The sequence below is a fragment of the Shewanella acanthi genome, assembly GCF_019457475.1.
Lineage (GTDB): Bacteria > Pseudomonadota > Gammaproteobacteria > Enterobacterales > Shewanellaceae > Shewanella > Shewanella acanthi.
In genome coordinates this window covers 3245534-3270230 of sequence record NZ_CP080413.1, presented here as the reverse complement: position 1 = coordinate 3270230, position 24697 = coordinate 3245534, and the positions used below count along the sequence as shown (strand labels likewise).

Below are 24697 nucleotides of genomic sequence, written 5' to 3'. Positions count from 1 at the left end.
CGAGCATGAACAATGCAATATTGCGCGACGTTCAGACGAGTAAGAAGACCCTGCTATTAGTGGATGATGAACCCGTGAATTTGCGGGTGTTAAAACAAGTCCTGCATCAGGATTACCAGCTGGTATTTGCCAAGAGTGGTGAAGAAGCGCTTAGGCTAGCCAAGCTTGAACATCCTGCCTTAATCTTACTCGATATTATGATGCCTAATATGACGGGGATTGAGGTGTGTCAGGCATTAAAGCGCGACCCAACTACCCAAGCTATACCGGTTATTTTTGTGACGGCGCTTAATGACGAGCACGATGAGGCCGCGGGATTTGCCGTAGGGGGTGTCGATTATATTGTTAAGCCCATTTCTGCCACCATAGTAAAGGCTCGGGTAAAGAACCATCTATCACTGGTGCAGGCCGATGAGCTGCGTCGCACTCGGTTGCAGGTTATACAGCGTTTAGGTCGCGCAGCGGAATACAAGGATAATGAAACTGGCACCCATGTGATTCGTATGAGTCATTATTCCAAAATTCTTGCCCTTGCCTGTGGGATAAGTGAGACACAGGCCGATGATTTGCTGCATGCCGCCCCTATGCATGATATTGGTAAAATTGGTATCCCCGATAGTATCCTCTCAAAGCCAGGCAAGCTGACGCAGGAAGAGTTTGAGGTAATGAAAACCCATCCGCTCATTGGCGCCCAGATTATCGGGGATGTGGATTCTGAGCTGTTAAGATTAGCAAAATCGGTTGCCTTAACCCACCATGAGAAATGGGACGGTTCGGGTTACCCTAAGGGATTAAAAGGCGAGGATATCCCATTAGAAGGGCGCATAGTGGCGCTGGCCGATGTGTTTGATGCGCTAACCTGTAAGCGCCCCTATAAGGAGGCGTGGTCGATTGACAAAACCGTGGCTTATATTCAAAGCCAAAGTGGGATTCATTTCGATCCAGAGTTGGTCAAACTATTTACAGAAAACCTCGAGTTATTTATTGAAGTTAAAGATAAATGGCTGGATACCTAGCACTTAAAGCTTAAGATAAAAATCTTTGGTTAAGGCAACCATCTCATCTGTGTAGTCACCGTCATTTGTGCGAACGCACAGCTCACTCTCTTTGCAATGCGCTTTTTCCCCCTTGCCCAGTAATAACAGCATGCGATTAGCCGTTTTACCCACAACACTTTTTACTGCTACCCGTTCTATGGCATTGAGCCCCGAATGATTCAAGCAGGTCATAAAGCGCGGAATACTTTGTACTGGTAGCACTATACTCGCTTGGCCATCAAAGCTTAGGCAAAATTCAATGGATTGGAGTAATTGGCTAAAGCTAAGGGAATCCGTGTGTCTTGCCATTGCTCGCTGATTGTCAATGGCTTTAGGGCCATGCTCAAAATAGGGCGGGTTACAAATAATATGATCGAAATATGCTTGATATTGCAGGTTTTGACAAAGGCTTAAAATATCGCCCTCAATTACCTTACACCTGTTCTGCCATGGGCTGTTGCTAATGTTATAACGGCAGGCTTCAGCGGCTTTCGGATCTAATTCGACACTTGTAATAGCGGCTTGACTGCGCTGCGCCGCCATCAAACTTAACAGGCCACTACCAGCTCCGATATCGAGAATGTGTTTTGCTTTGCCTAGCGGCGCCCAAGCCCCCAAAAGGACCCCATCGGTACTGACGGCCATGCCGCAACTTAGGTCATCAATGTGGAATTGTTTAAAGGTAAATGGCATGAATACTTATTACTACATTGAGTGAAGGGAGCTAATACAAACGCCATTCTAAGGGGATACATGGGCATTTGGCTAACGATTTTATACCCTGCTTTCTGTAGTTTTTTAATATAAAAAACAGATATTTTTTGACATTTTATGCTGCATTGATGGCGAGTGGACAAGTTGCAAGGCATAAATTGTTATTTTGGTAACCCTTGATTAGCATGGCGTTATCAACTGTCTGCTTTTTTGAGCATAAAATGTCGAATTGGTTGTATTGCTCTATTTATTTTGATATTAGTTCTGCCCCCATTTTCAATCGATTTAATATGTATCGGTACGTTTAGTGGGGTTTTAGATCAAATAATCGTCAGATTAGTCGTTTTTACTTTTCATTTGGTTAATTGTTCATCAGTCGTTTAAATATTTACTTCTTTTATAGTGTAAACATAATTAAACGCGCGTGCGGCTTGACGTTTTAGCTGTGGCGAATAGTCACAGGATCAATTAAGTTTATTGAAAACAATAAGACAAGATGGGGCTTTCAGTGCAACACAATCACATGAGTATCTCTGATACATTAGGCTTAGGTTTTATGACCTTTGCATTTTTCTTAGGGGCGGGTAACTTGATTTTCCCGCCATTCGCAGGAATGTTAGCTGGGCAAAATATGCCCCTCGCCATGTTAGGTTTTCTCATCACTGCCGTAGGTTTACCTTTAGTCGGGCTCATCGCTGTTGCTAAGGCTCAAGGTAAGGTTATGGCGATGCTGCCAGTATTTGCTGCAACCGCGCTGGCTGTGGCTATTTATATCATCATTGGGCCTGCATTTGCGGCGCCGCGTACCGGCCTTGTAGCTTATGAAATTGGCGCTAAGCCCTTTATCGACAATACCACCGCGACCATCATGTTTGGCTCAACAGAGCTTAATCTGTCACAACTGCTTTATACCTTGGGCTTTTTCATCGTGACTATGTTGCTGGCGCTATTCCCCGGCAAATTGCTCGACAGCGTGGGTAAAGTGTTAACCCCAATTTTGTTAACTCTTTTAGTCGGCCTAGCTATTTCAGTGATGTTTTTGCCTGCAGTGGATGCAGGTGTTCCTGTTGCCGAATATGCCCGTCATCCGCTGACCAAGGGGGTGCTAGAAGGCTACAACACTATGGATACCTTGGCGTCTTTGATGTTTGGTATGCTGATTATCGATATTCTGCGTAAGAAGGGCGTTGATGCACCGGCTGCGCAAACTAAGTATCTTATTCGCGCAGCGTTAATCGCCGCGAGCGGTTTAGCCTTTGTCTATGTTTCACTGTTTTTCCTCGGGGCAACTGCGGGTGATATCGCAGCGGGTGCTAAAAATGGCGGTGAGATATTAACTAACTATGTGACTCATGAGTTTGGCGGCCTAGGTACTGTACTATTATCGACTGTTGTGACCTTAGCCTGTTTAACCACTGCGGTGGGCTTAGTGAGTGCGTGCTCAGAGTTCTTCAACGAGTTAATGCCGAAATTATCTTATCGTTTCTTGGTGATTTTCTTCAGCGTCATTTGTGCACTGGTGGCAAACGTTGGTTTAACTCAACTGATTTCTATCAGTATTCCCGTGCTGATGACGGTTTATCCTGTAGCCATTGCTTTGGTTGCTGTGACCTTCTTAACGGGCTTTTTCCGTAATCCGCAGTTTTCCCACCGTGCAGCCTTATTGGTTGCGCTGTTCTTCGGTATCTTAGACGGCATGAAAGTCGCTGCGGGAGGCTTAGTTGGTGAAAACGGTCAGGCAACCAATGGCTTAGCCCAAGGCTTTGTTGATTTAGTTAACGGCATGGCGCCAGCCCTGTCTAAATTGCCTTTATATGAAGAGGGCATGGCATGGTTAATGCCGACGGCGATAGTGATTGTGTTGTGCTTATTTGTTGGTAAACCACAGCAAGCGACAACAGTTTAAGTTAGCCCTCCCTTTAGCGGGGCTGTTAAGTTAATATCGACGGCGTATCCTTTGAATACGCCGTTTTTTATGGAGTTTTTGTGGCTAAAACCTCTCAGGGCGAACAGTCCTACCAGTGCGATCCGTTAATTGATGCATTTCTCGATGATCTATGGTCCAGTAAGGGCTTAAGTGACAACACCCTCAATGCCTATCGCACCGATTTACGTCATTTCGACCGTTATCAATTTGAACGTGGAAGAAAGTTAGTCGATGTTACCCAAGGTGATGTCAGGGATTATCTAGCCTTTCGGGTCGAGCAGAAGTTTGCCCGCACCAGTAGTGCAAGGCTCCTCAGTAGCTTAAGGCGATTTTACACTTACCTAGTACAGACTAAACAGATCTCGACCGATCCCATGGCCTTAATCGAGTCGCCTAAATTAAGCCCTCAGTTACCCGACTCCTTAAGTGAAGCCCAAGTCGATAGATTACTCGGTGAGCCCAATGTGGAAGACCCTATCGAATGTCGCGATAAGGCAATGCTCGAACTCTTGTATGCCACTGGATTACGGGTGAGCGAGCTGGTGGGACTCACCATGGAGCAAATGAGTCTGCGCCAAGGCTTAGTACGGATTGTGGGTAAGGGGGGCAAGGAGCGCTTAGTGCCCATGGGCGAACTGGCTATTACTGAGGTAGAGCAATACCTCAAATATGCTCGCCCAGAGCTCTTGAAAGGCGGTCAGTCTGACGTGGTATTTCCTTCAAATCGCGCACAGATGATGACCCGTCAAACCTTTTGGCATCGAATTAAACTCTATGCCCTGAGGGCGGGAATCGAAACCGAGCTTTCACCCCACACACTACGTCATGCCTTTGCTACTCACCTACTAAACCACGGCGCCGACTTAAGGGTTGTGCAGCTTTTGCTGGGACATAGCGATCTTTCAACAACTCAAATTTATACCCATGTGGCAAGGGCAAGATTGCAGGAGCTGCATCAACAGCACCATCCCCGAGGTTAAGGTGGAGTGCCATTTTAAGTGATTGAGCGAAGGTATTTCTCACTCATTTAGTTACAGTATAAAGTTGCATTCTTAATGGCTTGTCTGTAACTTTTTGCCCCCATGCAGGGTCTATTACATTACCGAATGAAAAGTCGAATACAAAGTCTGGTAATCGTCGAACAAAAATCGAACAAATGACCCAATTACTTGCCGTTGCGATATCAATTTATAGGACGTCCCATGAAGTTGACCCGAGCCTTATCCTTAGTTTTCGCCCTTGTTGCTCTGCCTATAGCGGTTGCGCCTTTTGCTAGCGCAGACACTGCGCCAAAGTCTGACACATCAGCGCCTGACACCGCTGCGATTAAGCAAAAACTCAGCCAGATGCTGGATCTTGACGTGATTTCAATGCAGGACTCACCGATTGATGGCCTGTACCAAGCGATGACTAACCGTGGTGTACTCTATATCAGTCGTGACGGGTCTAAACTGTTCCACGGTAGCCTTTACGATATGGATAAGGGCATGAAAAACCTGACTGAGTCTGCCATGGCTGGCCCTCGTCTAGAAATGATGAAGCCATTGGAAGACCATATGCTGGTTTACAAGGCCAAGGATGAAAAACACGTAGTGACAGTGTTTACCGATGTTAGCTGCGGTTACTGCCGTAAATTGCATAGCCAAATGGCCGACTACAACAAGCTAGGGATTACCATTCGCTACTTAGCCTTCCCGCGTGCGGGCGTGCCTTCGGCGAATGCTGACGAGATGGAAGCTATCTGGTGTGCGAAGGAGCCATTAAAGGCGATGACAGAAGCTAAGGCCGGTAAAAAAATCTCTTCTGCTACTTGTGATGCCAAAATTGCTGAGCAATATAACCTAGGTGCTACTTTCGGTGTTAATGGTACGCCTGCTATGGTGCTTGAAGATGGTAACATGGTACCAGGTTATCAACCGCCAGCCGATCTGCTGCGCACCTTAGAATCGCGTCGCTAATCCAAGCACGCATCTAAGCGTCTAAAATTATCTATTGAAAGGTGAGCTTAAGGCTCACCTTTTTGTTATCCTCCCTATTAACGAAGTCCCCATTATTTACAAAGAGTTTGTCGCCCTTGATCCATAAGATTGTCCGTCGAAAAACCGTTGATGATAGCCATTTACCCGCCCATCTACCGCCACTCTTAAGGCAGCTTTATGCTCGCCGTGGTGTCAAGTCCCATGAGTGTGAACTTGGCCTTAAAGGGCTGCTAAGACCCGAGACTATGCTCGGTTTAACGGATGCAGCAAAGCTTGTTGCCGACGCCATTGAGCAGGATAAATCGATTTTGATCGTCGGCGATTTTGATGCCGACGGCGCAACCTCAACCAGTGTGTGTTTGCTAGCACTGCGGATGATGGGGGCCGTTAAAGTGGATTTCCTTATTCCGAATCGCTTCGACTATGGCTATGGCCTAAGCCCTGAAATTGTCGCCGTTGCGGCTTCGAAACAAGCAGAACTATTAATCACGGTCGATAACGGTATTTCATCCATCGAGGGTGTCGCAGCGGCTAAAGCCTTCGGTATGCAGGTGGTCATTACCGATCACCATCTGCCAGGGCAAAGTCTGCCGCTCGCCGATGCGATTGTGAATCCGAATCAGCAGGGCTGCCAGTTTGCCAGTAAGTCGATTGCCGGAGTGGGAGTTGCCTTTTATTTGATGACGGCGCTTCGCGCGGAGCTTCGATCCCGAAACTGGTATGAAAGACGCGGCATAGCCGAGCCTAATCTAGGGACATTGCTCGACATTGTTGCCCTAGGCACAGTCGCGGATGTGGTCTCGCTCGATGCTAATAACCGCATCTTGGTCGAGGCAGGTTTACAAAGGGTGCGTAGCGGTCGTTGCCGCGTAGGGATCACGGCGCTGCTTGAGGTTGCGAAACGCAATCCCGCCCGTATTGTGGCCTCGGATTTTGGCTTTGCCGTCGGGCCAAGGCTAAATGCGGCGGGCAGGCTCGATGAAATGGCGCTCGGGGTTGAAACCCTGCTCTGTGAAGACATTATGTATGCGCGGCGGATGGCATCGGAGCTCGATGGCTTAAACCAAGAGCGCCGTGAGCTTGAGGTTGGCATGCAGCAGGAGGCGCTTAAGAGCCTCGAATATTTAAAGCTCAATGAAGATGAGCTCCCCTGGGGGATTGCGTTATTCCAAGAGGATTGGCACCAGGGCGTAATTGGGATTTTAGCCTCGCGAATTAAGGATAAATACCACAGGCCAGTAATCGCCTTTGCCGATGCAGGAAATGGTGAGATTAAAGGTTCTGCGCGCTCTATTAAGGGCTTGCATATGCGCGACCTGCTGGAGCTAGTCAATGCCCGCCACCCTGGCCTTATCATTAAGTTCGGCGGCCATGCGATGGCGGCAGGATTAACCCTAAAAGCGGGCGGTTTTGCCCAGTTTGCCAAGGCCTATGATGATGCGGTGCGCGAGCAATTGAAGCCTGAGCAACTCACCGGCGAGTTATTCTCGGACGGCGAGCTGACTCCCACCGATTTAACCCTTGAGCTAGCGCAGCTGTTACGTAATGCCGGCCCTTGGGGACAATCCTTTGAGGAGCCGATGTTCGATGGCTATTTTAGAATTATTCAGCAGCGGATTGTCGGTGAGCGCCACTTGAAGCTGGTGCTCGAAACCGAGTGCGGCGCTGTGATGCTCGATGCTATCGCCTTTAATGTGGATTTACACACTTGGCCGGATGCGACGATTTCCCATGCGCGAATCGTCTACAAACTGGATGTGAATGAGTACCGCGGTAACTTCTCGCTGCAACTCATGGTAGAGCAAATCGAGCCAATGTAGCTTGTGGTTAACAGTCATCGAAGCAGATGAATTGCATTGTTTGAGGCGCAAATGAGCAAACAAAAAAGCCAGCTTTCGCTGGCTTTTCTTTTGAAATCTATACTTGAAATCAAGTTTAGATTTCATTGCTTAATCGATTGATTAAGCTGCTTTTGTATCTGTGCTTTTTGTTTCAGTGCTGTCATCGCTGTGGCGGATTAAGTAATCAAACGCACCCAGTGAAGCATTGGCACCGCTACCCATAGCGATGATGATTTGCTTGTAAGGTGAGTTAGTCACGTCACCTGCGGCAAATACACCTGGGATAGAGGTTTGGCCGCGCTCATCGACGATGATTTCGCCGTGTGGGGTTAATTCCACAGTACCCTTTAACCATTCAGCGTTTGGCACTAAACCTATTTGCACGAAGATACCTGCTAGCGCGATATGGTGGTTTTCACCTGTCGCACGGTCGGTGTAGTTCAGGCCGTTTACACGGGTACCATCACCTGTCACTTCGGTCGTCAACGCCTGCGTAATAATATGGATGTTACCCATAGAGGCCGCTTTACGTTGCAATACGTCATCGGCGCGCAGTTTGCTATCAAACTCGAGTACAGTGACATGCTCAACGATGTTTGCTAAGTCGATTGCCGCTTCGATACCTGAGTTACCGCCACCGATAACCGCAACGCGTTTACCTTTGAATAATGGGCCGTCACAGTGTGGACAGTAGGCAACGCCTTTACCACGGTATTCCTTCTCGCCTGGTACGTTCATTTCACGCCAGCGGGCACCGGTGGCTAGAAGAACGGTGCGGCTGCGCAGTTTAGCACCGCTTGCGAGTTCCAGTTCGAATAAACCATCGCTCGCCAGTTTAACGGCTTTTTGGTTATCCATGATGTCGACTTCGTAGTCACGCACATGGGCTTCAAGGTTAGCCACCAGTTTTGGACCTTCAGTCTCTTTAACCGAAATAAAGTTTTCGATACCAACAGTCTCGCTTACCTGGCCACCGAATTTATCGGCAACCACACCGGTGCGAAGACCTTTACGGGCAGCGTAAATCGCAGCCGCAGCCCCAGCAGGGCCCCCACCAACAACTAAGACTTCGTACGGGGCTTTTTGGCTCAGTTCTTCGGCTTTACGGCTTGCTGCGCCAGTATCGAGCTTGTTTAAGATCTCACCGATGCTGATGCGACCCGCGGCAAATACTTCGCCGTTTAAGTACACCGAAGGTACGGCCATCACGTTACGTTCAGCCACTTCATCCTGGAATAGGGCACCGTCGATCATCACGTTGGTAATGTTCGGGTTGATTGCAGCCATCATGTTCAGCGCCTGAATTACGTCAGGGCAGTTTTGGCAGGTGAGTGATACATAGGTTTCAAACTCATATTTGCCCGGCAGATTACGGATCTGCTCAATGACTTCATCGCTGAGTTTGATTGGGTGTCCACCCGTGTGCAGCAGGGCTAACACAAGTGACGTAAATTCGTGACCCATAGGCAGACCAGCAAAGCTAATCTGAGTATTGAGTTCTGGGTTAACTACTGTCATTGCCGGCGTACGAGAGCCCTGAGCTTCTTTGATGCTCACTAAAGAGGAAAGGCTGGCAATGTCGTTAGCTAAGCTAGCTAATTCTTGAGACTTTTTGCTTTCATCTGCAGACACGACAAGTTCAACTGGTCTCTTGAGGTTTTGCAGGTAGGTTTGCAGTTGATTTTTTAAATTCGCATCTAACATGATGACTCCAAAATCCTTGAAAATGAGATAATTGAAACGCGAGGGGTGCCAACCTAGAACCTTGCAGGGGGCGGTTCTCTCTTCCTATTTGGCACCGCAGTAGCGTTGGCTGCATTTACTCACCCCAATCACTTAGCTACTAAGCTCATGGGGATTCGTGCAATTGCCGTCTTACTGCGCTGCCAACTAGCTTGAGATACTAGGTTGGCGGGGTTGACGCTTGTTAGGCTAGATTAGATTTTGCCAACTAGGTCTAAAGATGGAGCTAAGGTTTCGTCACCTGGCTGCCATTTAGCTGGGCAAACTTCGCCATCGTGAGTCGCAACGTATTGAGCAGCTTGGATCTTACGAACCAGTTCAGTTGCGCTACGGCCGATACCTAAATCGTGGATTTCAGCAACTTTCACTTGGCCTTCTGGGTTGATAACGAAAGTACCACGCAGAGCTAAACCTTCTTCTTCAATCATCACACCGAAGTTACGGCTGATAACGCCAGTAGGGTCAGCCAGCATTGGGAAGTTGATCTTCTTGATGGTGTCAGAAGTATCGTGCCATGCTTTGTGAGTGAAGTGAGTGTCAGTCGATACTGAGTAAACTTCAACGCCCATAGATTGTAACTTAGCGTAGTGATCCGCCATGTCGCCTAATTCAGTAGGGCAAACGAAGGTGAAGTCTGCTGGATAGAAGAATACAACTGACCATTTACCTAACAGATCTTGTTCTGTTACAGGAACGAACTCACCATTGTGGTAGGCAGTGCTTTTGAATGGTTTGATTGTGCTGTTGATAATTGATTGAGTCATTTTATGCATCCATTTAGTTAATTAGCTTTAAGATTAAAACGTAAACACGCTTGTGTTCCGTTGATGTGAAGCATATTACCTAGGCATGCTAAATAAATATAACGCATAAAAACTATTATTCTAATCGGTTTTGTCGAACACCTTGCTGGGGTTTAACTCATAGGTCGAAAGCGTAGGCAGGCTGCGGCTTTGACGCCAATTGATTGTTTACCTTTTAAAATATTCCTTAAATTACGGCCAATAAAAAAGGGATACCAGTGGTATCCCTTAACGTTTGCTAAATCAGAAATCACATCAGGTTCTTGGATGTTTCCGCCGTATTTAGCTCAGAATTGACTTGTTTGGGGAGCTGATTTATCCAAGTGCTGAGCAAACGTACTCCGTAACCCGTTGCACCCGCAGGGACTAATGGAGTGTCGGTAGCGGTTAAGGCATTTCCTGCGATATCAAGATGCGCCCAAGGCTGATCGCCAGCGAAATGCTTAAGGAACATTGCCGCAGAGGACGCGCCCGCGCTACCTTCCTTACCGGTATTTTTAAGATCGGCAATGCTCGATTTTAGTTCGTCACCATAGGCCTGATCTAGCGGTAAACGCCAGACTTTTTCACCTACCTGCTGACCTGCATAGGTGAGTTGCTGCACTAGGGTATCGGAATCGGTAAATAGACCAGCGTATACATTACCAAGGGCGCCAACTTTGGAACCGGTTAAAGTCGCGACATCGACAATCACCGCTGGGTTGTAGTTCTCACGGGCATACCAGAGACCATCGGCCAACACTAAGCGGCCCTCAGCGTCGGTATTTAACACTTCAACGGTAAGACCTTGGGCTGTGGTTATCACATCGCCTGGGATCATCGAATGACCCGAAACCATGTTTTCCGCCATCGGCATGACGGCAACGACGTTTACCGGCGCCTTTTGGATCGCCATGGCTTTTACTGTGCCAAGCACTGTGGCTGCGCCAGCCATATCGGACTTCATTCGCGCGATAGAGGTGCCAGTGGCCTTGATATTGTAGCCGCCAGAGTCGAAGGTAATACCTTTACCCACCAGAGCTATAGGCGCTTCTTTGCTACCGGGCCAGTGGGCGACAACCAGCTTAGGTGGACGCTCGCTGCCTTTACCCACCGCGGCTAAGGCGCCTAGGTTTAAACGTTCAATGTCTTTGGCTTCGAGCACAGTAACTTTTACACCGAGGGCTTTGAGCTTTCTGGCTTCGTTGGCAAAGCTTTCGGGGTACATCTTGCTTGCGGGGGCATTAGTTAAGTCACGCGCCAAAAATACTCCCGCTTCAATGGCTTGAAGTCCTTTATGATGTTTTTGGTTTTGGCTTAAATCATCAACAGCGATTTGATAATTCTTTTGTGCGTGCTGTGAGGCCTTGTACTGGCTATAACGGTAGCTGCGCAGTTCGATACCGTGGGCAAGCTCAGAGCCAAAGTTAGGGTTAGCCGTTAATCCTTGAGTAAAGACCCGCACTTTAGCTTGGGGAACCGTCTCGAGTTTATTGGCAATTAAGCCTCCGAGGGCATTAATTTCACCCGGTGTAAGGGTCTTTGCTTCACCGATACCAACAAGCAGCACCCGTTTAGCGTCTATCTCGCTTGGCACCAAAATTTCGATCACTTCACCACGTTTACCGGAGAAGCTGTTATCGGCTACGGCCAAGGTAAGCTGATCTTGGGTTGATTGTGGAAGTACATCGATACTGTAAGTCGTCGAATCAGCATCTTGGAATAAAATCAAAGTGTCTGAATTCAGTGAGTTACGACTGTCAAAACTAAAGGTTTCGGCGTTAGCATAAAGAGGGTTAAGGCACGCCAGGGCCATAACGCTTAAGCGTAATTTGTGCTGGGTTTTCATGGTGACAGTTCAGTTCATTCGAGGGCGAGAAGCATACCAAAGCCAAGGGTTAGGGGTAACTAATTTAGCGCAAATGATCGAGATAAATTCTAACTATTTTTACTATAAATTTTCAAACCCAAGGGCCGAATCGGTTCAGGGATCGCTCGAGGGCAAAGTCCAGTTGCTGTGACAGGGCTTGAGCTTGGTTTTTAAGGGAACTGTCGCCGAGTATTTGCGACGTTTGGCTCGCAAATATCACCCAATTACCGCCGCTAGTGAGGCAGGCATCGATATGGGCAAAATGCTGCTTTAGATCCTCGAGTAATTCGCGGTTTTGGCTATGTTCCTTCCAGCAATTCAGCACTAAATAGCCATTGGGTTTGATGAGTTTGGTGCAGTTTTCGAGAAAGCTGGGTGAGAGTTGGGCGCTGTCGACGCCTTTGGCGCTATAGATATCGGCGAAAATCACATCGACCTTTTTATGGTCCGGATTTTCTAAAAACGTGATGGCATTACCGTTGATAAGATTAAGTTTTTTCCCAATCGGTAGTTGAAAGTAACGCTTGGCAAGTTCAATCACCACTGGCCGCAGTTCAACCGCCGTGAGTTTTATAGCGGCATCGAAGTTGCGAAGCGCATGGATCAAGGCGCCGCCGCCAAGCCCAAGCACAATAGCACTCTTAGGCTTACAGAATAGCAAAACCAGCAGCATGGCCTGAACATAGGTGTGCTGCGGTACATGGGGCGAGGTTTTCAGAATTTTACTTTGCTCGTCATTATCCCCAAAGGACAGTACCCGAGATTCACCGTAGTCGAGTACGCGAATGACGCCGTATTCATCTTGGGTTTCGTGTAATAGGGTCGCGTCTGTCATAGTCGGTATCACTCTGTTTGCTGCTTGGCTTTTTTGTCTGTGTTATAAATGGCAGACAAAGAAGTGTGAATTCAGTCGGTTTCGTTTTCTAAGTGGCTATTATGACAAATCAAATCCTGCTTGCCTGTATTTATCTTGTGGTGTTTATCTTTTTGCAACGGGCGTTAACCACGTGGATAAGAAAACTGGCTGCGATGAAGCAAGTGAGTGTAGCGCGCACTAGCCTAGTGACACGATTTATTTCCTATTTGATGTTTTTTGTGACTCTGTCGCTAATGGCCATTTCCCTTGGGCTTGGGTATCAGGATGTTTCGCTATTTGTCTCTTCCGCGTTTGCGGTCATGGGCGTTGCCTTAGTGGCACAGTGGTCGATTTTGAGTAACCTTACCGCAGGTGTTTTAATTTTTTTCGTGTTTCCCTATCGCATCGGTGAGCGTATTCGCGTAGTGGATAAGGATGAAGACATCAGTGGTGTGATTATTGAAATTGCCCTGTTCCATGTCCTTATCCAGCGGGCCAATGGCGACACTATTACTTATCCTAATAATTTGATGTTGCAGAAGGCTGTATTAAAGTTGGCCGCTCAGCCATCAATTTCCGAGACTAATAAAACCTTAGATAAGGAGTAATTAGCCTCGGTTGTAATGTGGCAGTGTTAGTTCAATACGCGGTGGAAAAAGGCAATTGATTGCTGGTACATCTGTAGCGCAAGTGCTGGGTCGTAGCGCTCTCCCTCATCACGCATAAAGGCGTGCTGGGCGTTCACCTCAAACCAACTGAAATTTCGCTGCAGACTCATCAACTGCTGGTGAATCAGCACTCGTCCTTCGGGTGAGACATGGGGATCTTGTTTACCAAACACTAGCACTAATTCCCCATGAATATCGCCGGTGCGGCTTAGGGAGTCGTTGCCATAGGCACAGGGCAGCGTATTGGAGTGAATATCGGTTGGATAGAGGCAGAATGCACCTAAAATTGTAGGGTTCAGTGCGGCGCGATAGGCGAGATGGCCACCAATACACACGCCCATGCTGCCGACCTTTCCAGTGCAATAGCTGAGGCTGCAGGCAAAGTCGATAAGCGACTGTGCATCACTGTCGTGATGCTCTAATGGTTTGGCAAATTTATCCGCATTACCTTTATCTTTACCCACATCATCGTAGGCTAGCACTGTACCTATGGGGTTGAGTTCATGGAAAACTTCGGGCACTAACACCACAAAACCGTGGCCAGCCAGCATCGTTGCCGCCCGAGCAATAGGAGCTGTTTGCTGGAAAATTTCTGAATAAAAGATGATGGCTGGGAAGGCTCCCTTAGCGTCTGGCCGATAGAGATAGGTGCGCATTCCCCCTGTGGGTGTCGCAATATCCTGAGTTTCTTGAGTTACTAACATTGTTTATTATCCTGTCGGGCGCCTGACTGAAGATTCACTTTATCAGTCAAGCGGTTAGCTGTCAGTTAATTCGATTCGACATCGGTTAACAAGCGCAATATTAAAACAGTTCGTTACCAGAGCGTTCCCCTGCTAAGAGTGCCTTGACGTTGGTTAATGTAGTATGGGCAATCGCGCCCAGCGCCTCTTCGGTGAGGAAGGCTTGGTGACCAGTAAAAATGACGTTGTGGCAAGCAGAGAGTCGGCGGAACACATCGTCCTGAATGATTTCATTGGATTTGTCTTCGAAAAATAGCTCTTTTTCGTTTTCATAAACATCAAGCCCCAACGCGCCGATTTGACCGACTTTTAAGGCTTCCATCGCATCGAAGGCGTTGAGCAAACCGCCACGGCTAGTATTGATGACCATGACGCCAGCTTTCATTTTGGCGAAGCTATCTTTGCTTAATAGATGATGATTTTCGGGAGTAAGTGGGCAATGCAGACTGATGATATCGCTGTTGGCATAAATGTTATCTAGGGTTTGATATTCCACATTTAGCGATGTGACAGCGGGATTTGGGTAAGGGTCATAGGCAATCACCTTACAGCCAAATCCGAGCAGGATTTTAATGGTGGCGACGCCAATTTTCCCCGTGCCAATAACCCCCACGGTTTTACCGAACATATTGAAACCGACTAATCCTTCGAGGGAGAAATTAGCGTCGCGAGTACGTTGATAGGCCTTATGGATTTTACGGTTCAGGGTCAGCATTAAGGCGACTGTATGTTCGGCAACGGACTCTGGGGAATAGGCTGGGACATTGACTACCTGCATACCGAGGCGTTTAGCTGCAACTAAATCGACATTATTAAATCCTGCACAGCGCATGGCGATGATCCGAGTCCCCCCCTTGGCTAGCTCGACTAGTACTTCTTCGCAGAGTGAGTCATTCACAAAGGCGCAGACCACTTCAAAGCCTTCAGCGAGTTTGACGGTCTGCATGCACAGGCGATAATCGAAATACTCAATCTGCGCACCGAAAGCGGCATTAGTTCGGTCAAAATGCTGCATGTCGTAGTGTTTCGCGCTAAAAAATCCAATCTTCATTTCAATCACCTAAATGGCTGCCGTTATCTGGTTTTGAGTGTATGTGACTATGCTGAGTTTGTCCTTAAGCTCATTGCTTGACCTGTAAAAACAGTGAGCTGGGTCATTTCTTTTCTCTGATTTTATTGGCAAATAAAAAGCGAGCCCCTGACGGCTCGCTTTGAATTGAGTGTGCATTTAGGCCCTAGGTTTGCTGCCTAATGAAATTTGGTGATTACGTATGCCTATGGGGGAATCCTTTCCCCACTTCGCTGCTAATTATCTTTAGCATATTTTGCGGCAGAGGCACCCGCGATTCGACCGAAGGTCACGATATCGGAAATCGCGTTACCGCCTAGACGGTTAGCGCCATGAACACCGCCGGTAACTTCCCCGGCAGCATAGAGACCAGAGATAGGTTTACCGGTTTTTTCACTCTTCACTTCGGCCTGGGTGTCGATTACCACACCGCCCATTGTGTGGTGCACTGCCGGAGCAATTTCTAGGGCATAGTACGGAGGGGTGACCAGTTCGCGCGGCAGGTTTGGGCGCTCAAATTGGCTGTCTTTTGCCGCCTTAACAAAACCATTGTAGGTGGTCACTGTAGTGGCAAGTTCCGCAGCGGGCACGTTGAGCTGCTTTGCTAATTCCTCAACCGTATTCCCTTGTTTAACAATCTGTAAGTGCATATAGCCTTCGATGGCTTTTAAGCTCTTACGCACCGAATCATCGAAGAGCAGATAGGCACTTTCTCCGGTTTGTTGCAAGATAGCGGCGGACGCCTTATCACGGGTGGTGATTTCGTTCATAAAGCGTTTACCTTCGCGGTTTACGACGATAGCCCCGTTACCACGAACCGCTTCGGTGATCATCACCCCGCCATCGGGTGAATAGGTTGGGTGAGCTTGGATATATTCAAGATCGCGCGTGGCTGCGCCTGCAAGCTGGGCGACATCGAGACCATCACCCGTTGCGCCAGGGTGGTTAGTCGCCTTAAAGCCTTTTAATTTAGGATCGTACTTGGCAACACGGTCGTTGTTTTTGGCAAAGCCACCCGCGGCAATGACTACAGCATCGGCTTTAATCACGTAGTAACCAGTGTATTCGCCCTTCACTAATACGCCTGTCACTTTACCGTTGGCATCCTCAAGAATACGAACCACTCGGCTGTTAAGGCGGATATCAGTGCCGCGTTTTACTGCGCTATCCCATAGCACCTGTGCTACATGGGCGCCAACACCCGCACCACCTGTGGGTCTGTGGCTGCGGTTTACACTGGCGCCGCCCATACGACCCACGTCGGTCATATCGGCGCCTAAACTGGTAAGCCAATCAATGGAATCAGATGAGTTATTGGCCAGTACTTTGACTAATTCTGGGTCATTAAGCTCACGGCCGCCCTTCATGGTATCGTCGATCATAATCTGTTTTTTGTCTTCGATACCCAGCTTTGCTTGGGATTTTGTTTCTGCGGCGTTCATGCCTCCTGCGGCCAGTTTTGTATTGCCCCCAGGAATCGGCTCTTTCTCAAGCAGAATCACCTTAGCACCCGCATCCCGAGCCGATACGGCGGCGGCAAGGCCTGCGCCACCGGAGCCGATAATGACGACGTCGGTGGTTTCCTTAGCGCCCGCGGCAATCGCCTTGTCTTGAATATCTTTATCCGCATTGACCGGTGTGAACTTGCGCTCCCACTTGCCACCATAGGGCATGTCGAAGCTAAAGCTATGGCAAGAATCGCAGTAAGTGACGGATTTTTCGTGGCCTTTATGGCAGCTGGTACAGGCGATTTCACCGATTAAGTGGGATTGATGGGGAGAAACTTTATCTTTAGGGGCTGCTGCGGCCAGCTCTTTTAAGTCACCGTGGCAACTGACGCACTGGGCATTTTCGTGGCTAAGGTTATCGTCGCTAACACTACCTTTGGCTGAAGCATGGCAACTGTCGCAGCCATTCTCGGCGTGAAAATCGGCCAGAAACTCTGGTGCGGCATAGGCCGTGCCAGTCACGAATCCCGATACCAGCAATGCAAGAGCGGTTTTTTTTACTTTTCCTGAGAACATCTTTGTTCCTCCACCTTATATTTAAACGACTTAATAGGCGTTAGATGATGGCGTGAGCATGAGTTTAGGTTCACGCGCTTTAGGTCTGCGAGGCAAAGTTACCACTCCCTAAAGAGGTATAAGGCTGATTGGGTCACATAAACTGAGGCTGGTGGCGCGGGAAATATTTGAATTGTGCAGCATGGCTTAAAATAGCCGTTTAAGAGAGCTTAATTACCTTATTGATGCGGTATAAGTTGCGTGAGTTAACAAATAATTGAATGCTAAATCAATGATATTTAATTTAATAGATTAGAAGTTACCGGATATTTGAATATTGGCTTTGAAATATGTGAACACCTATAGCGTAATCCACTGCATCATAATTTATGCTAGCTATTCTGGCACTTGTGAGTAGACAAATCAGCGATTGATGCATTTTGAGGTGATGAAATAGGGATGAACTATGCCGCGAGATAAAAAGCCTAGGGAATACGAATCAAAATCCAGGCTGTCAGAAACACGCTTTTGGATACAGCGCCTTAGCAAAACCAGTCTAAGGGCACTGCATATCCTAGGGATTTGTGGTGCGGGGGGAGGCATTCTTCTGGCCGTTGAAAAATCACTTTGGCTTAATTATTGGTACATTGCGATGGCGACGGGCTGTATTTTAATGCTGTGGGAAGTGGTGCGGGATTGGCGTTGGTTGATCCAGCTAAAAGGCGTGTTAACCCTGATGAAAATTGGGCTTATTTGCCTATTTGTGCCGATGGCGGATTATAAACCCGAATTGTTTATCTTAGTATTACTCCTGTCTGTGGTCGTTTCCCATGGTCCATCGGGATTAAGGCATTTCTCGGTTCTGCACGGTAAACAAATTGATACTAAAAGAGAAATCAAAGGATGAACCATGCATCTCTTACTCAAGTTTGTAGCTTAATCACTCAAGTTCAGTTACCGAATGTCAGCGGGCTTAAGGTATTGGATTTAGCCTGTGGCTCAGGGCGTAATGGATTGTGGTTTTTAGCACAGGGTGCCCACGTCACTTTTATCGATAGGGATATTTCGGCACTAAACGGGTTCAATCATCTAAGGGCAGAGACGTTACAATGGAATTTAGAGGACGGCAGTGCGCCAATACTACCCGTTGAAGCCTTTGATATAGTACTCGTGTTCAACTATTTACACCGGCCTTTGTTTGACCAGATTGCTCATTGTATAAAGCCGCAGGGGCTTATTTTGTACGAAACCTTTACTTGGCAACAGGCTGAAATTGGCAGACCACGAAATCCTGATTTCTTACTCATGCCCAATGAACTCTCAATGGTGTTTGCTAACTGGCGGCCTTTGCATTACTTTGAAGGTCTGTTAGCTGAGGCTGACAATCGCAGTTACAAGGCGCAGTTAGTTGCACAAAAACCTTGATTGCCCGAACGGCACTTTGCTGGGAGGACTGTGCCTAAGGATGATGCAGATTCAAGTCATTGAATAAAGACAAAGAGGGAAGGGATGTTTCCATATCCAGATCAATACCGCATAGCATTGCCACCAGTAACCACGGCCATTATGGTGGCATGGGCCTTACTCAGTCATAGCGTGCTTGCCGATGCCAGTCCCTATGCCCTATATCCGCTGTTTTCTCTATTTCCTTTAGTGATAGGTCTTCACTGTTATTTGATTTGGCTTGCCAAAGGCATGAGTCGCCTCGACCAGTGTTTTTATGCCCTAGTGCATATTCCGCTGGCCTTTGTTGTGTGGACATTCACGATTATGCATGTGAATGGTCATGCTTTTTCTTAAATGTCCTCTAGGCTTACAGCAATTTAAGCTAAAACGACAGATACAAAAACGCCCCAAACATGCGGGGCGTTTTTATTTATACGGGTGACATCAACAAAGCTATTAAGCCTTGGTATTGATATTGTGGCCCGTATTACCTACAGGTTGAGGTAGGGCTGCTTGAATCAAATCGACAGCAATTTGGCCTTCGGCTTTTTGTTGCTCTTTAGCCAACTGTGCGACCTTCACACCAATGGCACCATTTTCTAAGTTTGGTGTAACGGCTTGAGTGTTCAGTGAAATAGACATAACTAACCTTTTTTGTAAGCTGAGTCTTAGTATCGGCAAGCTGAAACTTTACTTAAGACCTAAAATGTCAACTTGCCAATTAAGCCTCCGATGTTGGCCTAAGCCGTTTTACTTTCCTTACCTGAGATTAATTTCCTACCTAGAACTATGATTGCCGTGAGCCCAAGCGAACCAAGAATTAACCCTAGCGCTAGCGCAATATTCTGCAGCGCCGTAGGGTCGATAACCAGCGCAATACCCATGCCGACCATCATCACACCAGACATGAGTTTTAAGGTCTGGCCTTCTTTTTCGGTCAGTTTACGTTTCCCTAGCGTCGCGCTAAACACAATTACAATGGCAGCTAACGGGATGACATAAACAATATTGTATAAAACCAGATACATGTAACGCTCAATTTCCGGCAGATTATGCATCGACAGCACGCTGGTATAAATCATGGGGAAGCCCGCTGTGCATAAGAGTTCATAGGCATTGGCTAGAATGGCAAGCACAGTTGAACCTAATATAAGTGCACCTAAGCTGCTGGAATTAGAGAGTTTACCCATGCGTTTTATTAAGCTGGTGCGATTTTCCGCCGACATGGACAGACTGACTTCGCCCTTAGTGAAAAAGTATTCCTTCACATTAATGGTGCCTGCAATAAGCGCCAGGATCCCTGCGGCAAAGATGATCATCGAGCCGTCGTTGCCTGCACCGAGGAGTTGGAAAATATTCAGCCAAGCAGTCATAAACAGGAAGTAAATAAAGCCTGAGAAGAACACAAATATTCCGCCGACTAATAACATGCGACCGCGGCTCTTTGCGTTCACCATAATCGATAACAAAAATAGCAGCACGAAGAAGGCGCAGGGATTAAAGGCATCCACCCCCGCCAGCACAAGAGTGAGGAGCGGCAGCGACATGGTCTCGGGTGTCACAATGCCGACAATTGGTAATTCCACGGGCTGAACCTCTGCGGCACTGCTGGTCACTGTTGAAGCATCACAGGTGCCTTCGCCAGTATCTGAGCCGCAGGTGCCAAATAAGGGTTCATCTGGATTACTCGTGGGTGTAGACATGGTGCTTGGCATATCTTCTGGTGCCAGTTTTCCACCGAGGGTTAAGTAACATTGTTTTAAGCGGTTGACTAAAAACTCACCGGTGACGGCTTCGCTGGTGTAGCCGACGATGGCTTTTTCACAACTTGCCATATAGGGAACAGATCGCGCATCGGTTTGGGTTTTAGTGGCGATATTTTGCCAAATCTCTTGAACGCCAGGGTCTGACACCATATGGGATTCTAAGCTTATCCAAGGATATTTTTGTGGCAGCGAATCGATAAAGGGGTGGGCCTCGGCGCAGTGTGGACAGGTTTTAGACCAAAAGAAGTAGAGTTTGAGCTTAAGCTCACCTTGGGCATCGGTATAGTGCCAGGTTTGGTCATTAACCGACGGGGTTTCTGCCCATGCAGGCACAGCTATAAATGTTAAAAACAGAGAGCACAGCAGAGTAAATTTCGCCAAGTATTTAGTCATATAGCCTCCCACTATCGTGGGTTAATGAATGATCAAAGTTGCTGTCACTATTTACTCTACTCAATAAAAATCACTTGATTAAATTCGGTATTCAGAAGTGTTAGTTAACTCGCGAAACCTTTTATTTTGGGAACTAAGGCAGGTTTATTTTAAATGGTTTAAGTCAGTGTTGGCCCTCTTAACAACTCCAATGCTAAACAAGAGGGCTTCACCGAGTAAGGAATTAATTGAGATCAACTCCATTTACATTTAATTTAACGTCGATGTTATTGCGTGTTGCGTTCGAGTATGGGCAGACCTGATGCGCGTGACGAACTAAAGCTTCGGCCTCCTGTTGGGGTAAGTTCAAGTCAACTTCAAGCGCCACTGTTAAGCTAAAACCGCCCATAGCATTCGCGCCGATACCGACGATCGCACTAACGGGGGCTTCTTTGATAGCAACCTTAGTGATGTGTGCTACGTGTAGCACGGCGTTTGAAAAACAAGCCGCATAGCCTGCCGCAAATAATTGTTCAGGATTGGTTGCTAAACCCGTTCCCCCCATAGATTTTGGGTAGGCAAGGGCGACATTTAATAATCCATCATCGGTACTGACTTCCCCTTGGCGACCCGCTTTTGCAGTGGCACGTGTTTCATAAAGTGTTTTCATCATAGACCTCATTCAGTAGTGGATATTTAATTGCGCACAATTAAATTGTGTTAAACTATAATTCGATCTTTAGGGAGAATGCAAGTATATTGTGCGCAATGTATTTAAGTTTTTAGACCACAGCCATGACGAAACCTCTTACTAACCTTTGTGCAGATCCCATTCCTTCTGGTGATATTGCTATTTCAGACAATCTCTTATGCTTAGATAATCAGGTCTGTTTTTCGCTTTACAGTGCCGCCAATGCGATAGTGCGTGCCTATCGTCCGCTTCTCGAAAAACTGGATTTAACTTATCCCCAGTATTTAGTACTGCTAGTGCTTTGGGAGGAGCAGGGGATCAGTGTTAAGACATTAGGGGATAAATTATTCCTCGACTCAGGCACGCTTACGCCATTATTAAAACGCCTAGAGTCTAAGGGGCTAGTCAGTCGCGGTCGCAGCGAGCAGGATGAGCGTGTGCGGGTATTGTCGTTAACGCCAGAGGGGCAGGCGCTGAAGCTACTGGCCAGAGAAGTGCCGACTCAAATGCGCTGCAAAGTTGGCGGAGAAGATGCCGAGCTGAAAATGCTTAAGGAATTGTGTGATAAAACCATTAGTGCATTACATTCCTCGGAGATTAAATAAGACTTTTTACCCGTTTGCAAGGTCAAGACTTCACAATTAATATGTTGATATATCGAGCTTAACTGTTAATTGCTTCATTGAAATAGCAGGGTGGACTGCAGTAAGGAAAGGCTGGAAATGGTTAAGCTTAATTGGGGCGCGTTGTTAGGAGTCAAGCGGTTATGAGCTCATTTGACATTGCGATTATCGGAGGGGGGATCAGTGGTGTTGGCATTGCCCAATTTGCTGCTGCGGCTGGGTTTCGTACTTTGCTTATCGAGAAGGGGGACATTGGCGGTCAAACCTCGGCAAACTCCAGTAAGCTTATCCATGGCGGACTACGTTACCTTGAAACAGGGCAAATCAATCTGGTGCGCAAATCCCTGCAGGAGCGGCGCCATCTACTCGATTTAGCACCCAGTTTAGTCAAACCCATTCCCTTTTATATTCCAGTTTATAGTGGCAGTCAGCGGAGTGCATTTGCCATTCGGGCTGGCTTAAGTCTCTATGCGGTGCTCAGCGAATTTGACTGCCTTGGACGCTTTTCTTCCGTGCCCGCAGTACATTGGCATCGTCTTAATGGGCTTAAGTTACAAGGATTAAAAGCGGTGTTCCAATATTGGGACGCCCAAACCGATGATAAGTTGCTGACTCAGGCCGTCGCTAGGAGTGCGCAGGCGCTTGGTGCCGATGTCTATGCCGAGGCCGAATTGTTAAGCCTTGAGCACCAAAGCGATGGCTGCAAGCTCACGTTCAGTCACGCAGGCAAAGAGCAAGAGGTCGAGGCAAAGCTGGTGGTCAATGCTGCAGGGCCTTGGGTCAATGATGTGATTGCTAAAGTCACACCTCCCCTTGCAGGTGTTGAGCTGGATTGGGTGCAGGGGGCACATCTGTTGTTAGACATTCCCGCGCCGGAAGGGATTTTGTATCTCGAGTCCTGTTTCGATAAACGGGTAATATTTGTGATGCCCTGGTATGGCCAAACCCTGATTGGCACCACGGAAACCGTGCTCGAACATCTTGATTCTCAGCAGGCGGTGACTGAATCTGAAATTCAATATCTGCTTGGCATCTATCGGCATTATTTCCCTTTAAGTCCAGATGTTGAGCAGCTTAAAGCAAAGATAGTGAAAACCTTTTGTGGCGTGCGGGTATTGCCCAAGCAGTCAAGTTCAGCCTTTGAGCGCCCTCGGGATACTCTAATGCAGACTTCGGTTTCTCACCCTAGGCTACTCAGTTTATATGGTGGCAAGCTGACGACCTTTAGGAGTACATCGAGCGAAGTGCTTCAATGGATAGAGCAGCATCTGGGTAAGCGTCAAGCCATTGCCGATGTCAACAGCTTGAGTTTGAGTTAACGGGCATCTGCGACTCTTGGGCTTTTCGGGGTGCTTTTTGGGCGCAAAAACGCTAAAGTGTGGCGCTTTTTTACTGATCTTTAGGAATTGCAGTGAGTGTTTTAGTGCAGTGTGGGTATTTTAATCAAGGCCAATGCCTTTCCTGTCGCCATATTCAAGTGCCTATGGCGCAGCAATTAGCTGCTAAAACTCAAGAATTACAGCAACTCCTCACGCCATTTATTGCAAATCCTGAGCAGATATTTCTTCCTCCAGTGGTGGGGGACAGTAGTGGTTTTCGCAATAAAGCGAAAATGGTTGCCCTTGGCGCCGCCCATGCTCCGATACTTGGTATTGTCAGTCCAGGTGGTGAAGCGGTCAGCCTATGTGATTGCCTACTGTATCCTACTGATATGCAAGCTTTACTCCATCGTCTAGAGCGCTTTGTGCAGCAGGCGGGGATTCCGCCATACCGTGTTGATAAAGCTAAGGGGGAGCTGAAATTTATTCTTCTGACTCGCAGTCAGGTACGCGGTGAATATTTACTGCGTTTTGTGCTTCGTTCCCGCGATGCCATTGCCCGTATTGAGCGAGAGTTGCCTGCCTTGATGGCTGAATTTCCACAGATCAGTGTCGTATCGGTTAATCTTCAGCCAATTCATATGGCAATTTTAGAGGGTGATGAGGAGATTTTTTTAACCGAGAATACTCGCCTCGAAGAGCGCTTCAACGATGTCCCTCTATTTATACGTCCAAAGAGCTTTTTCCAGACAAATCCTGAGGTTGCCGCCAAGCTTTACCAGACGGCCCGCGAGTGGGTTGCCGAGTTTGCACCACGTTCTCTGTGGGATTTATTTTGTGGGGTGGGCGGTTTTGGGCTGCACTGCGCCTCGAAGGAAATTCCATTAACAGGGATTGAGATTGAAGCCGAAGCTATTGCTTGCGCTAAGATGTCGGCGCAGATGATGGGGTTAGATAAAGTGCAATTTATGGCGCTCGATTCAACCGATTTTGCCAAGGGGGAGGCCGCTGAGACTAAGCCAGATTTGATTATCGTTAATCCGCCGCGCCGTGGTATTGGTGAGTCACTGTGCGAGTCGTTGAGTGAATTTGCCCCAAAGGCGATGTTATATTCGAGCTGTAATCCTAAGACGCTCGCCAAGGATCTTGCCCATATCCGTGGTTATCATCTAACTAAAGTGCAGCTATTTGACCTGTTCCCACATACGGATCATTTCGAAGTCTTAGCTATGCTAGTAAGGGATTAAT

The 24697-nt window shown here is 47.5% G+C and carries 23 protein-coding genes; 12 read left to right on the top strand and 11 right to left on the bottom strand.

The window, feature by feature from the left end; all coding sequences use genetic code 11:
* Positions 1 to 5 precede the first annotated feature (5 nt).
* The gene (locus K0H61_RS14050; protein WP_220050079.1) at positions 6 to 1016 is read left to right on the top strand and encodes a response regulator; all 1011 of its coding nucleotides are present in this window, start codon (positions 6 to 8) and stop codon (positions 1014 to 1016) included.
* 3 nt (positions 1017 to 1019) lie between these two features.
* Here the strand turns inward: K0H61_RS14050 and K0H61_RS14045 are convergent, their stop codons facing one another.
* On the bottom strand, positions 1020 to 1730 hold the full coding sequence (locus tag K0H61_RS14045) for a tRNA1(Val) (adenine(37)-N6)-methyltransferase (RefSeq protein WP_220050078.1): 711 nt from the start codon (positions 1728 to 1730) through the stop codon (positions 1020 to 1022).
* A 517-nt stretch (positions 1731 to 2247) separates the two neighbouring features.
* On the opposite strand from K0H61_RS14045, the gene brnQ reads away from it, so the two are divergent.
* From brnQ to recJ, 4 genes are all read left to right on the top strand, one after another.
* Positions 2248 to 3657, top strand: coding sequence for a branched-chain amino acid transport system II carrier protein (gene brnQ, locus K0H61_RS14040; RefSeq protein ID WP_220050077.1), 1410 nt, complete (start codon positions 2248 to 2250; stop codon positions 3655 to 3657).
* 80 nt (positions 3658 to 3737) lie between these two features.
* Positions 3738 to 4658 carry a site-specific tyrosine recombinase XerD gene (gene xerD, locus K0H61_RS14035; protein ID WP_220050075.1) on the top strand — a complete coding sequence of 307 codons (921 nt, stop codon included), beginning with the start codon at positions 3738 to 3740 and terminating at the stop codon, positions 4656 to 4658.
* Positions 4659 to 4880: 222 nt separating this feature from the next.
* Positions 4881 to 5636 carry a bifunctional protein-disulfide isomerase/oxidoreductase DsbC gene (gene dsbC, locus K0H61_RS14030; protein WP_220050073.1) on the top strand — a complete coding sequence of 252 codons (756 nt, stop codon included), beginning with the start codon at positions 4881 to 4883 and terminating at the stop codon, positions 5634 to 5636.
* Between the two features lie 116 nt (positions 5637 to 5752).
* A complete protein-coding gene (gene recJ / locus K0H61_RS14025; protein ID WP_220050071.1) occupies positions 5753 to 7477 on the top strand; it encodes a single-stranded-DNA-specific exonuclease RecJ in 1725 nt (574 codons plus the stop codon).
* A 141-nt stretch (positions 7478 to 7618) separates the two neighbouring features.
* Here the strand turns inward: recJ and ahpF are convergent, their stop codons facing one another.
* The 4 genes from ahpF to K0H61_RS14005 form a co-directional block, all read right to left on the bottom strand.
* Positions 7619 to 9202: an alkyl hydroperoxide reductase subunit F gene (gene ahpF, locus K0H61_RS14020; protein ID WP_220050069.1), complete on the bottom strand. Its 1584-nt coding sequence runs from the start codon at positions 9200 to 9202 to the stop codon at positions 7619 to 7621.
* Between the two features lie 233 nt (positions 9203 to 9435).
* Positions 9436 to 10005 carry an alkyl hydroperoxide reductase subunit C gene (ahpC, locus tag K0H61_RS14015; RefSeq protein ID WP_220050066.1) on the bottom strand — a complete coding sequence of 190 codons (570 nt, stop codon included), beginning with the start codon at positions 10003 to 10005 and terminating at the stop codon, positions 9436 to 9438.
* A 289-nt stretch (positions 10006 to 10294) separates the two neighbouring features.
* On the bottom strand, positions 10295 to 11872 hold the full coding sequence (locus K0H61_RS14010) for a leucyl aminopeptidase (RefSeq protein ID WP_220050065.1): 1578 nt from the start codon (positions 11870 to 11872) through the stop codon (positions 10295 to 10297).
* A 112-nt stretch (positions 11873 to 11984) separates the two neighbouring features.
* Positions 11985 to 12728: a spermidine synthase gene (locus K0H61_RS14005; protein ID WP_220050063.1), complete on the bottom strand. Its 744-nt coding sequence runs from the start codon at positions 12726 to 12728 to the stop codon at positions 11985 to 11987.
* 101 nt (positions 12729 to 12829) lie between these two features.
* On the opposite strand from K0H61_RS14005, the gene K0H61_RS14000 reads away from it, so the two are divergent.
* Positions 12830 to 13357, top strand: coding sequence for a mechanosensitive ion channel family protein (locus K0H61_RS14000; protein ID WP_220050061.1), 528 nt, complete (start codon positions 12830 to 12832; stop codon positions 13355 to 13357).
* Positions 13358 to 13383: 26 nt separating this feature from the next.
* On the opposite strand, the gene K0H61_RS13995 is transcribed toward K0H61_RS14000, so the two are convergent.
* The 3 genes from K0H61_RS13995 to fccA form a co-directional block, all read right to left on the bottom strand.
* Positions 13384 to 14121, bottom strand: coding sequence for a dienelactone hydrolase family protein (locus K0H61_RS13995; RefSeq protein WP_220050060.1), 738 nt, complete (start codon positions 14119 to 14121; stop codon positions 13384 to 13386).
* A 100-nt stretch (positions 14122 to 14221) separates the two neighbouring features.
* Positions 14222 to 15211 carry a 2-hydroxyacid dehydrogenase gene (locus K0H61_RS13990; RefSeq protein WP_220050058.1) on the bottom strand — a complete coding sequence of 330 codons (990 nt, stop codon included), beginning with the start codon at positions 15209 to 15211 and terminating at the stop codon, positions 14222 to 14224.
* Positions 15212 to 15465: 254 nt separating this feature from the next.
* Positions 15466 to 17253 (bottom strand): fumarate reductase flavoprotein subunit FccA, encoded by a 1788-nt coding sequence (fccA, locus tag K0H61_RS13985; RefSeq protein WP_220050056.1) that lies wholly within the window; start codon positions 17251 to 17253, stop codon positions 15466 to 15468.
* 445 nt (positions 17254 to 17698) lie between these two features.
* Here fccA and K0H61_RS13980 point away from each other — a divergent pair, with 445 nt between their 5' ends.
* The 3 genes from K0H61_RS13980 (at position 17699) to K0H61_RS13970 (ending at position 19032) form a co-directional block, all read left to right on the top strand.
* On the top strand, positions 17699 to 18139 hold the full coding sequence (locus K0H61_RS13980) for a hypothetical protein (RefSeq protein WP_220050054.1): 441 nt from the start codon (positions 17699 to 17701) through the stop codon (positions 18137 to 18139).
* Complete coding sequence (locus tag K0H61_RS13975; RefSeq protein WP_220050052.1) at positions 18136 to 18657, top strand: class I SAM-dependent methyltransferase; 522 nt, start codon at positions 18136 to 18138, stop codon at positions 18655 to 18657. The genes K0H61_RS13980 and K0H61_RS13975 overlap by 4 nt, the downstream gene beginning before the upstream one ends.
* Before the next feature lie 84 nt (positions 18658 to 18741).
* Positions 18742 to 19032: a hypothetical protein gene (locus tag K0H61_RS13970; protein WP_220050050.1), complete on the top strand. Its 291-nt coding sequence runs from the start codon at positions 18742 to 18744 to the stop codon at positions 19030 to 19032.
* A gap of 102 nt (positions 19033 to 19134) precedes the next feature.
* Here the strand turns inward: K0H61_RS13970 and K0H61_RS13965 are convergent, their stop codons facing one another.
* From K0H61_RS13965 to K0H61_RS13955, 3 genes are all read right to left on the bottom strand, one after another.
* Complete coding sequence (locus tag K0H61_RS13965) at positions 19135 to 19320, bottom strand: cytoplasmic protein (RefSeq protein WP_220050048.1); 186 nt, start codon at positions 19318 to 19320, stop codon at positions 19135 to 19137.
* Positions 19321 to 19418: 98 nt separating this feature from the next.
* A complete protein-coding gene (locus K0H61_RS13960) occupies positions 19419 to 20837 on the bottom strand; it encodes a cytochrome C biosynthesis protein (protein WP_220050046.1) in 1419 nt (472 codons plus the stop codon).
* A gap of 223 nt (positions 20838 to 21060) precedes the next feature.
* Positions 21061 to 21486: an organic hydroperoxide resistance protein gene (locus K0H61_RS13955; protein ID WP_220052730.1), complete on the bottom strand. Its 426-nt coding sequence runs from the start codon at positions 21484 to 21486 to the stop codon at positions 21061 to 21063.
* A gap of 125 nt (positions 21487 to 21611) precedes the next feature.
* Between K0H61_RS13955 and ohrR the strand changes: the two genes are divergently transcribed.
* The 3 genes from ohrR to rlmC all read left to right on the top strand — a co-directional run bounded on the left by ohrR (position 21612) and on the right by rlmC (position 24696).
* Positions 21612 to 22112, top strand: coding sequence for a transcriptional regulator OhrR (ohrR, locus tag K0H61_RS13950; protein WP_220050045.1), 501 nt, complete (start codon positions 21612 to 21614; stop codon positions 22110 to 22112).
* 161 nt (positions 22113 to 22273) lie between these two features.
* Positions 22274 to 23449, top strand: a complete 1176-nt coding sequence (locus K0H61_RS13945; RefSeq protein WP_220050043.1) for a glycerol-3-phosphate dehydrogenase/oxidase — start codon at positions 22274 to 22276, stop codon at positions 23447 to 23449.
* Between the two features lie 92 nt (positions 23450 to 23541).
* Positions 23542 to 24696, top strand: coding sequence for a 23S rRNA (uracil(747)-C(5))-methyltransferase RlmC (rlmC, locus tag K0H61_RS13940; RefSeq protein WP_220050041.1), 1155 nt, complete (start codon positions 23542 to 23544; stop codon positions 24694 to 24696).
* Position 24697 lies beyond the last annotated feature (1 nt).

Bases quoted from the DNA above. Each gene is read 5' to 3' on its own strand.
- K0H61_RS14050 (WP_220050079.1), top strand. From the start codon at position 6: ATGAACAATGCAATATTGCGCGACGTTCAGACGAGTAAGAAGACCCTG.
- K0H61_RS14045 (WP_220050078.1), bottom strand. From the start codon at position 1,730: ATGCCATTTACCTTTAAACAATTCCACATTGATGACCTAAGTTGCGGC.
- brnQ (WP_220050077.1), top strand. From the start codon at position 2,248: ATGGGGCTTTCAGTGCAACACAATCACATGAGTATCTCTGATACATTA.
- dsbC (WP_220050073.1), top strand. From the start codon at position 4,881: ATGAAGTTGACCCGAGCCTTATCCTTAGTTTTCGCCCTTGTTGCTCTG.
- ahpF (WP_220050069.1), bottom strand. From the start codon at position 9,202: ATGTTAGATGCGAATTTAAAAAATCAACTGCAAACCTACCTGCAAAAC.
- ahpC (WP_220050066.1), bottom strand. From the start codon at position 10,005: ATGACTCAATCAATTATCAACAGCACAATCAAACCATTCAAAAGCACT.
- K0H61_RS14010 (WP_220050065.1), bottom strand. From the start codon at position 11,872: ATGAAAACCCAGCACAAATTACGCTTAAGCGTTATGGCCCTGGCGTGC.
- K0H61_RS14005 (WP_220050063.1), bottom strand. From the start codon at position 12,728: ATGACAGACGCGACCCTATTACACGAAACCCAAGATGAATACGGCGTC.
- K0H61_RS14000 (WP_220050061.1), top strand. From the start codon at position 12,830: ATGACAAATCAAATCCTGCTTGCCTGTATTTATCTTGTGGTGTTTATC.
- K0H61_RS13995 (WP_220050060.1), bottom strand. From the start codon at position 14,121: ATGTTAGTAACTCAAGAAACTCAGGATATTGCGACACCCACAGGGGGA.
- K0H61_RS13990 (WP_220050058.1), bottom strand. From the start codon at position 15,211: ATGAAGATTGGATTTTTTAGCGCGAAACACTACGACATGCAGCATTTT.
- fccA (WP_220050056.1), bottom strand. From the start codon at position 17,253: ATGTTCTCAGGAAAAGTAAAAAAAACCGCTCTTGCATTGCTGGTATCG.
- K0H61_RS13980 (WP_220050054.1), top strand. From the start codon at position 17,699: ATGCCGCGAGATAAAAAGCCTAGGGAATACGAATCAAAATCCAGGCTG.
- K0H61_RS13975 (WP_220050052.1), top strand. From the start codon at position 18,136: ATGAACCATGCATCTCTTACTCAAGTTTGTAGCTTAATCACTCAAGTT.
- K0H61_RS13970 (WP_220050050.1), top strand. From the start codon at position 18,742: ATGTTTCCATATCCAGATCAATACCGCATAGCATTGCCACCAGTAACC.
- K0H61_RS13965 (WP_220050048.1), bottom strand. From the start codon at position 19,320: ATGTCTATTTCACTGAACACTCAAGCCGTTACACCAAACTTAGAAAAT.
- K0H61_RS13960 (WP_220050046.1), bottom strand. From the start codon at position 20,837: ATGACTAAATACTTGGCGAAATTTACTCTGCTGTGCTCTCTGTTTTTA.
- K0H61_RS13955 (WP_220052730.1), bottom strand. From the start codon at position 21,486: ATGAAAACACTTTATGAAACACGTGCCACTGCAAAAGCGGGTCGCCAA.
- ohrR (WP_220050045.1), top strand. From the start codon at position 21,612: ATGACGAAACCTCTTACTAACCTTTGTGCAGATCCCATTCCTTCTGGT.
- K0H61_RS13945 (WP_220050043.1), top strand. From the start codon at position 22,274: ATGAGCTCATTTGACATTGCGATTATCGGAGGGGGGATCAGTGGTGTT.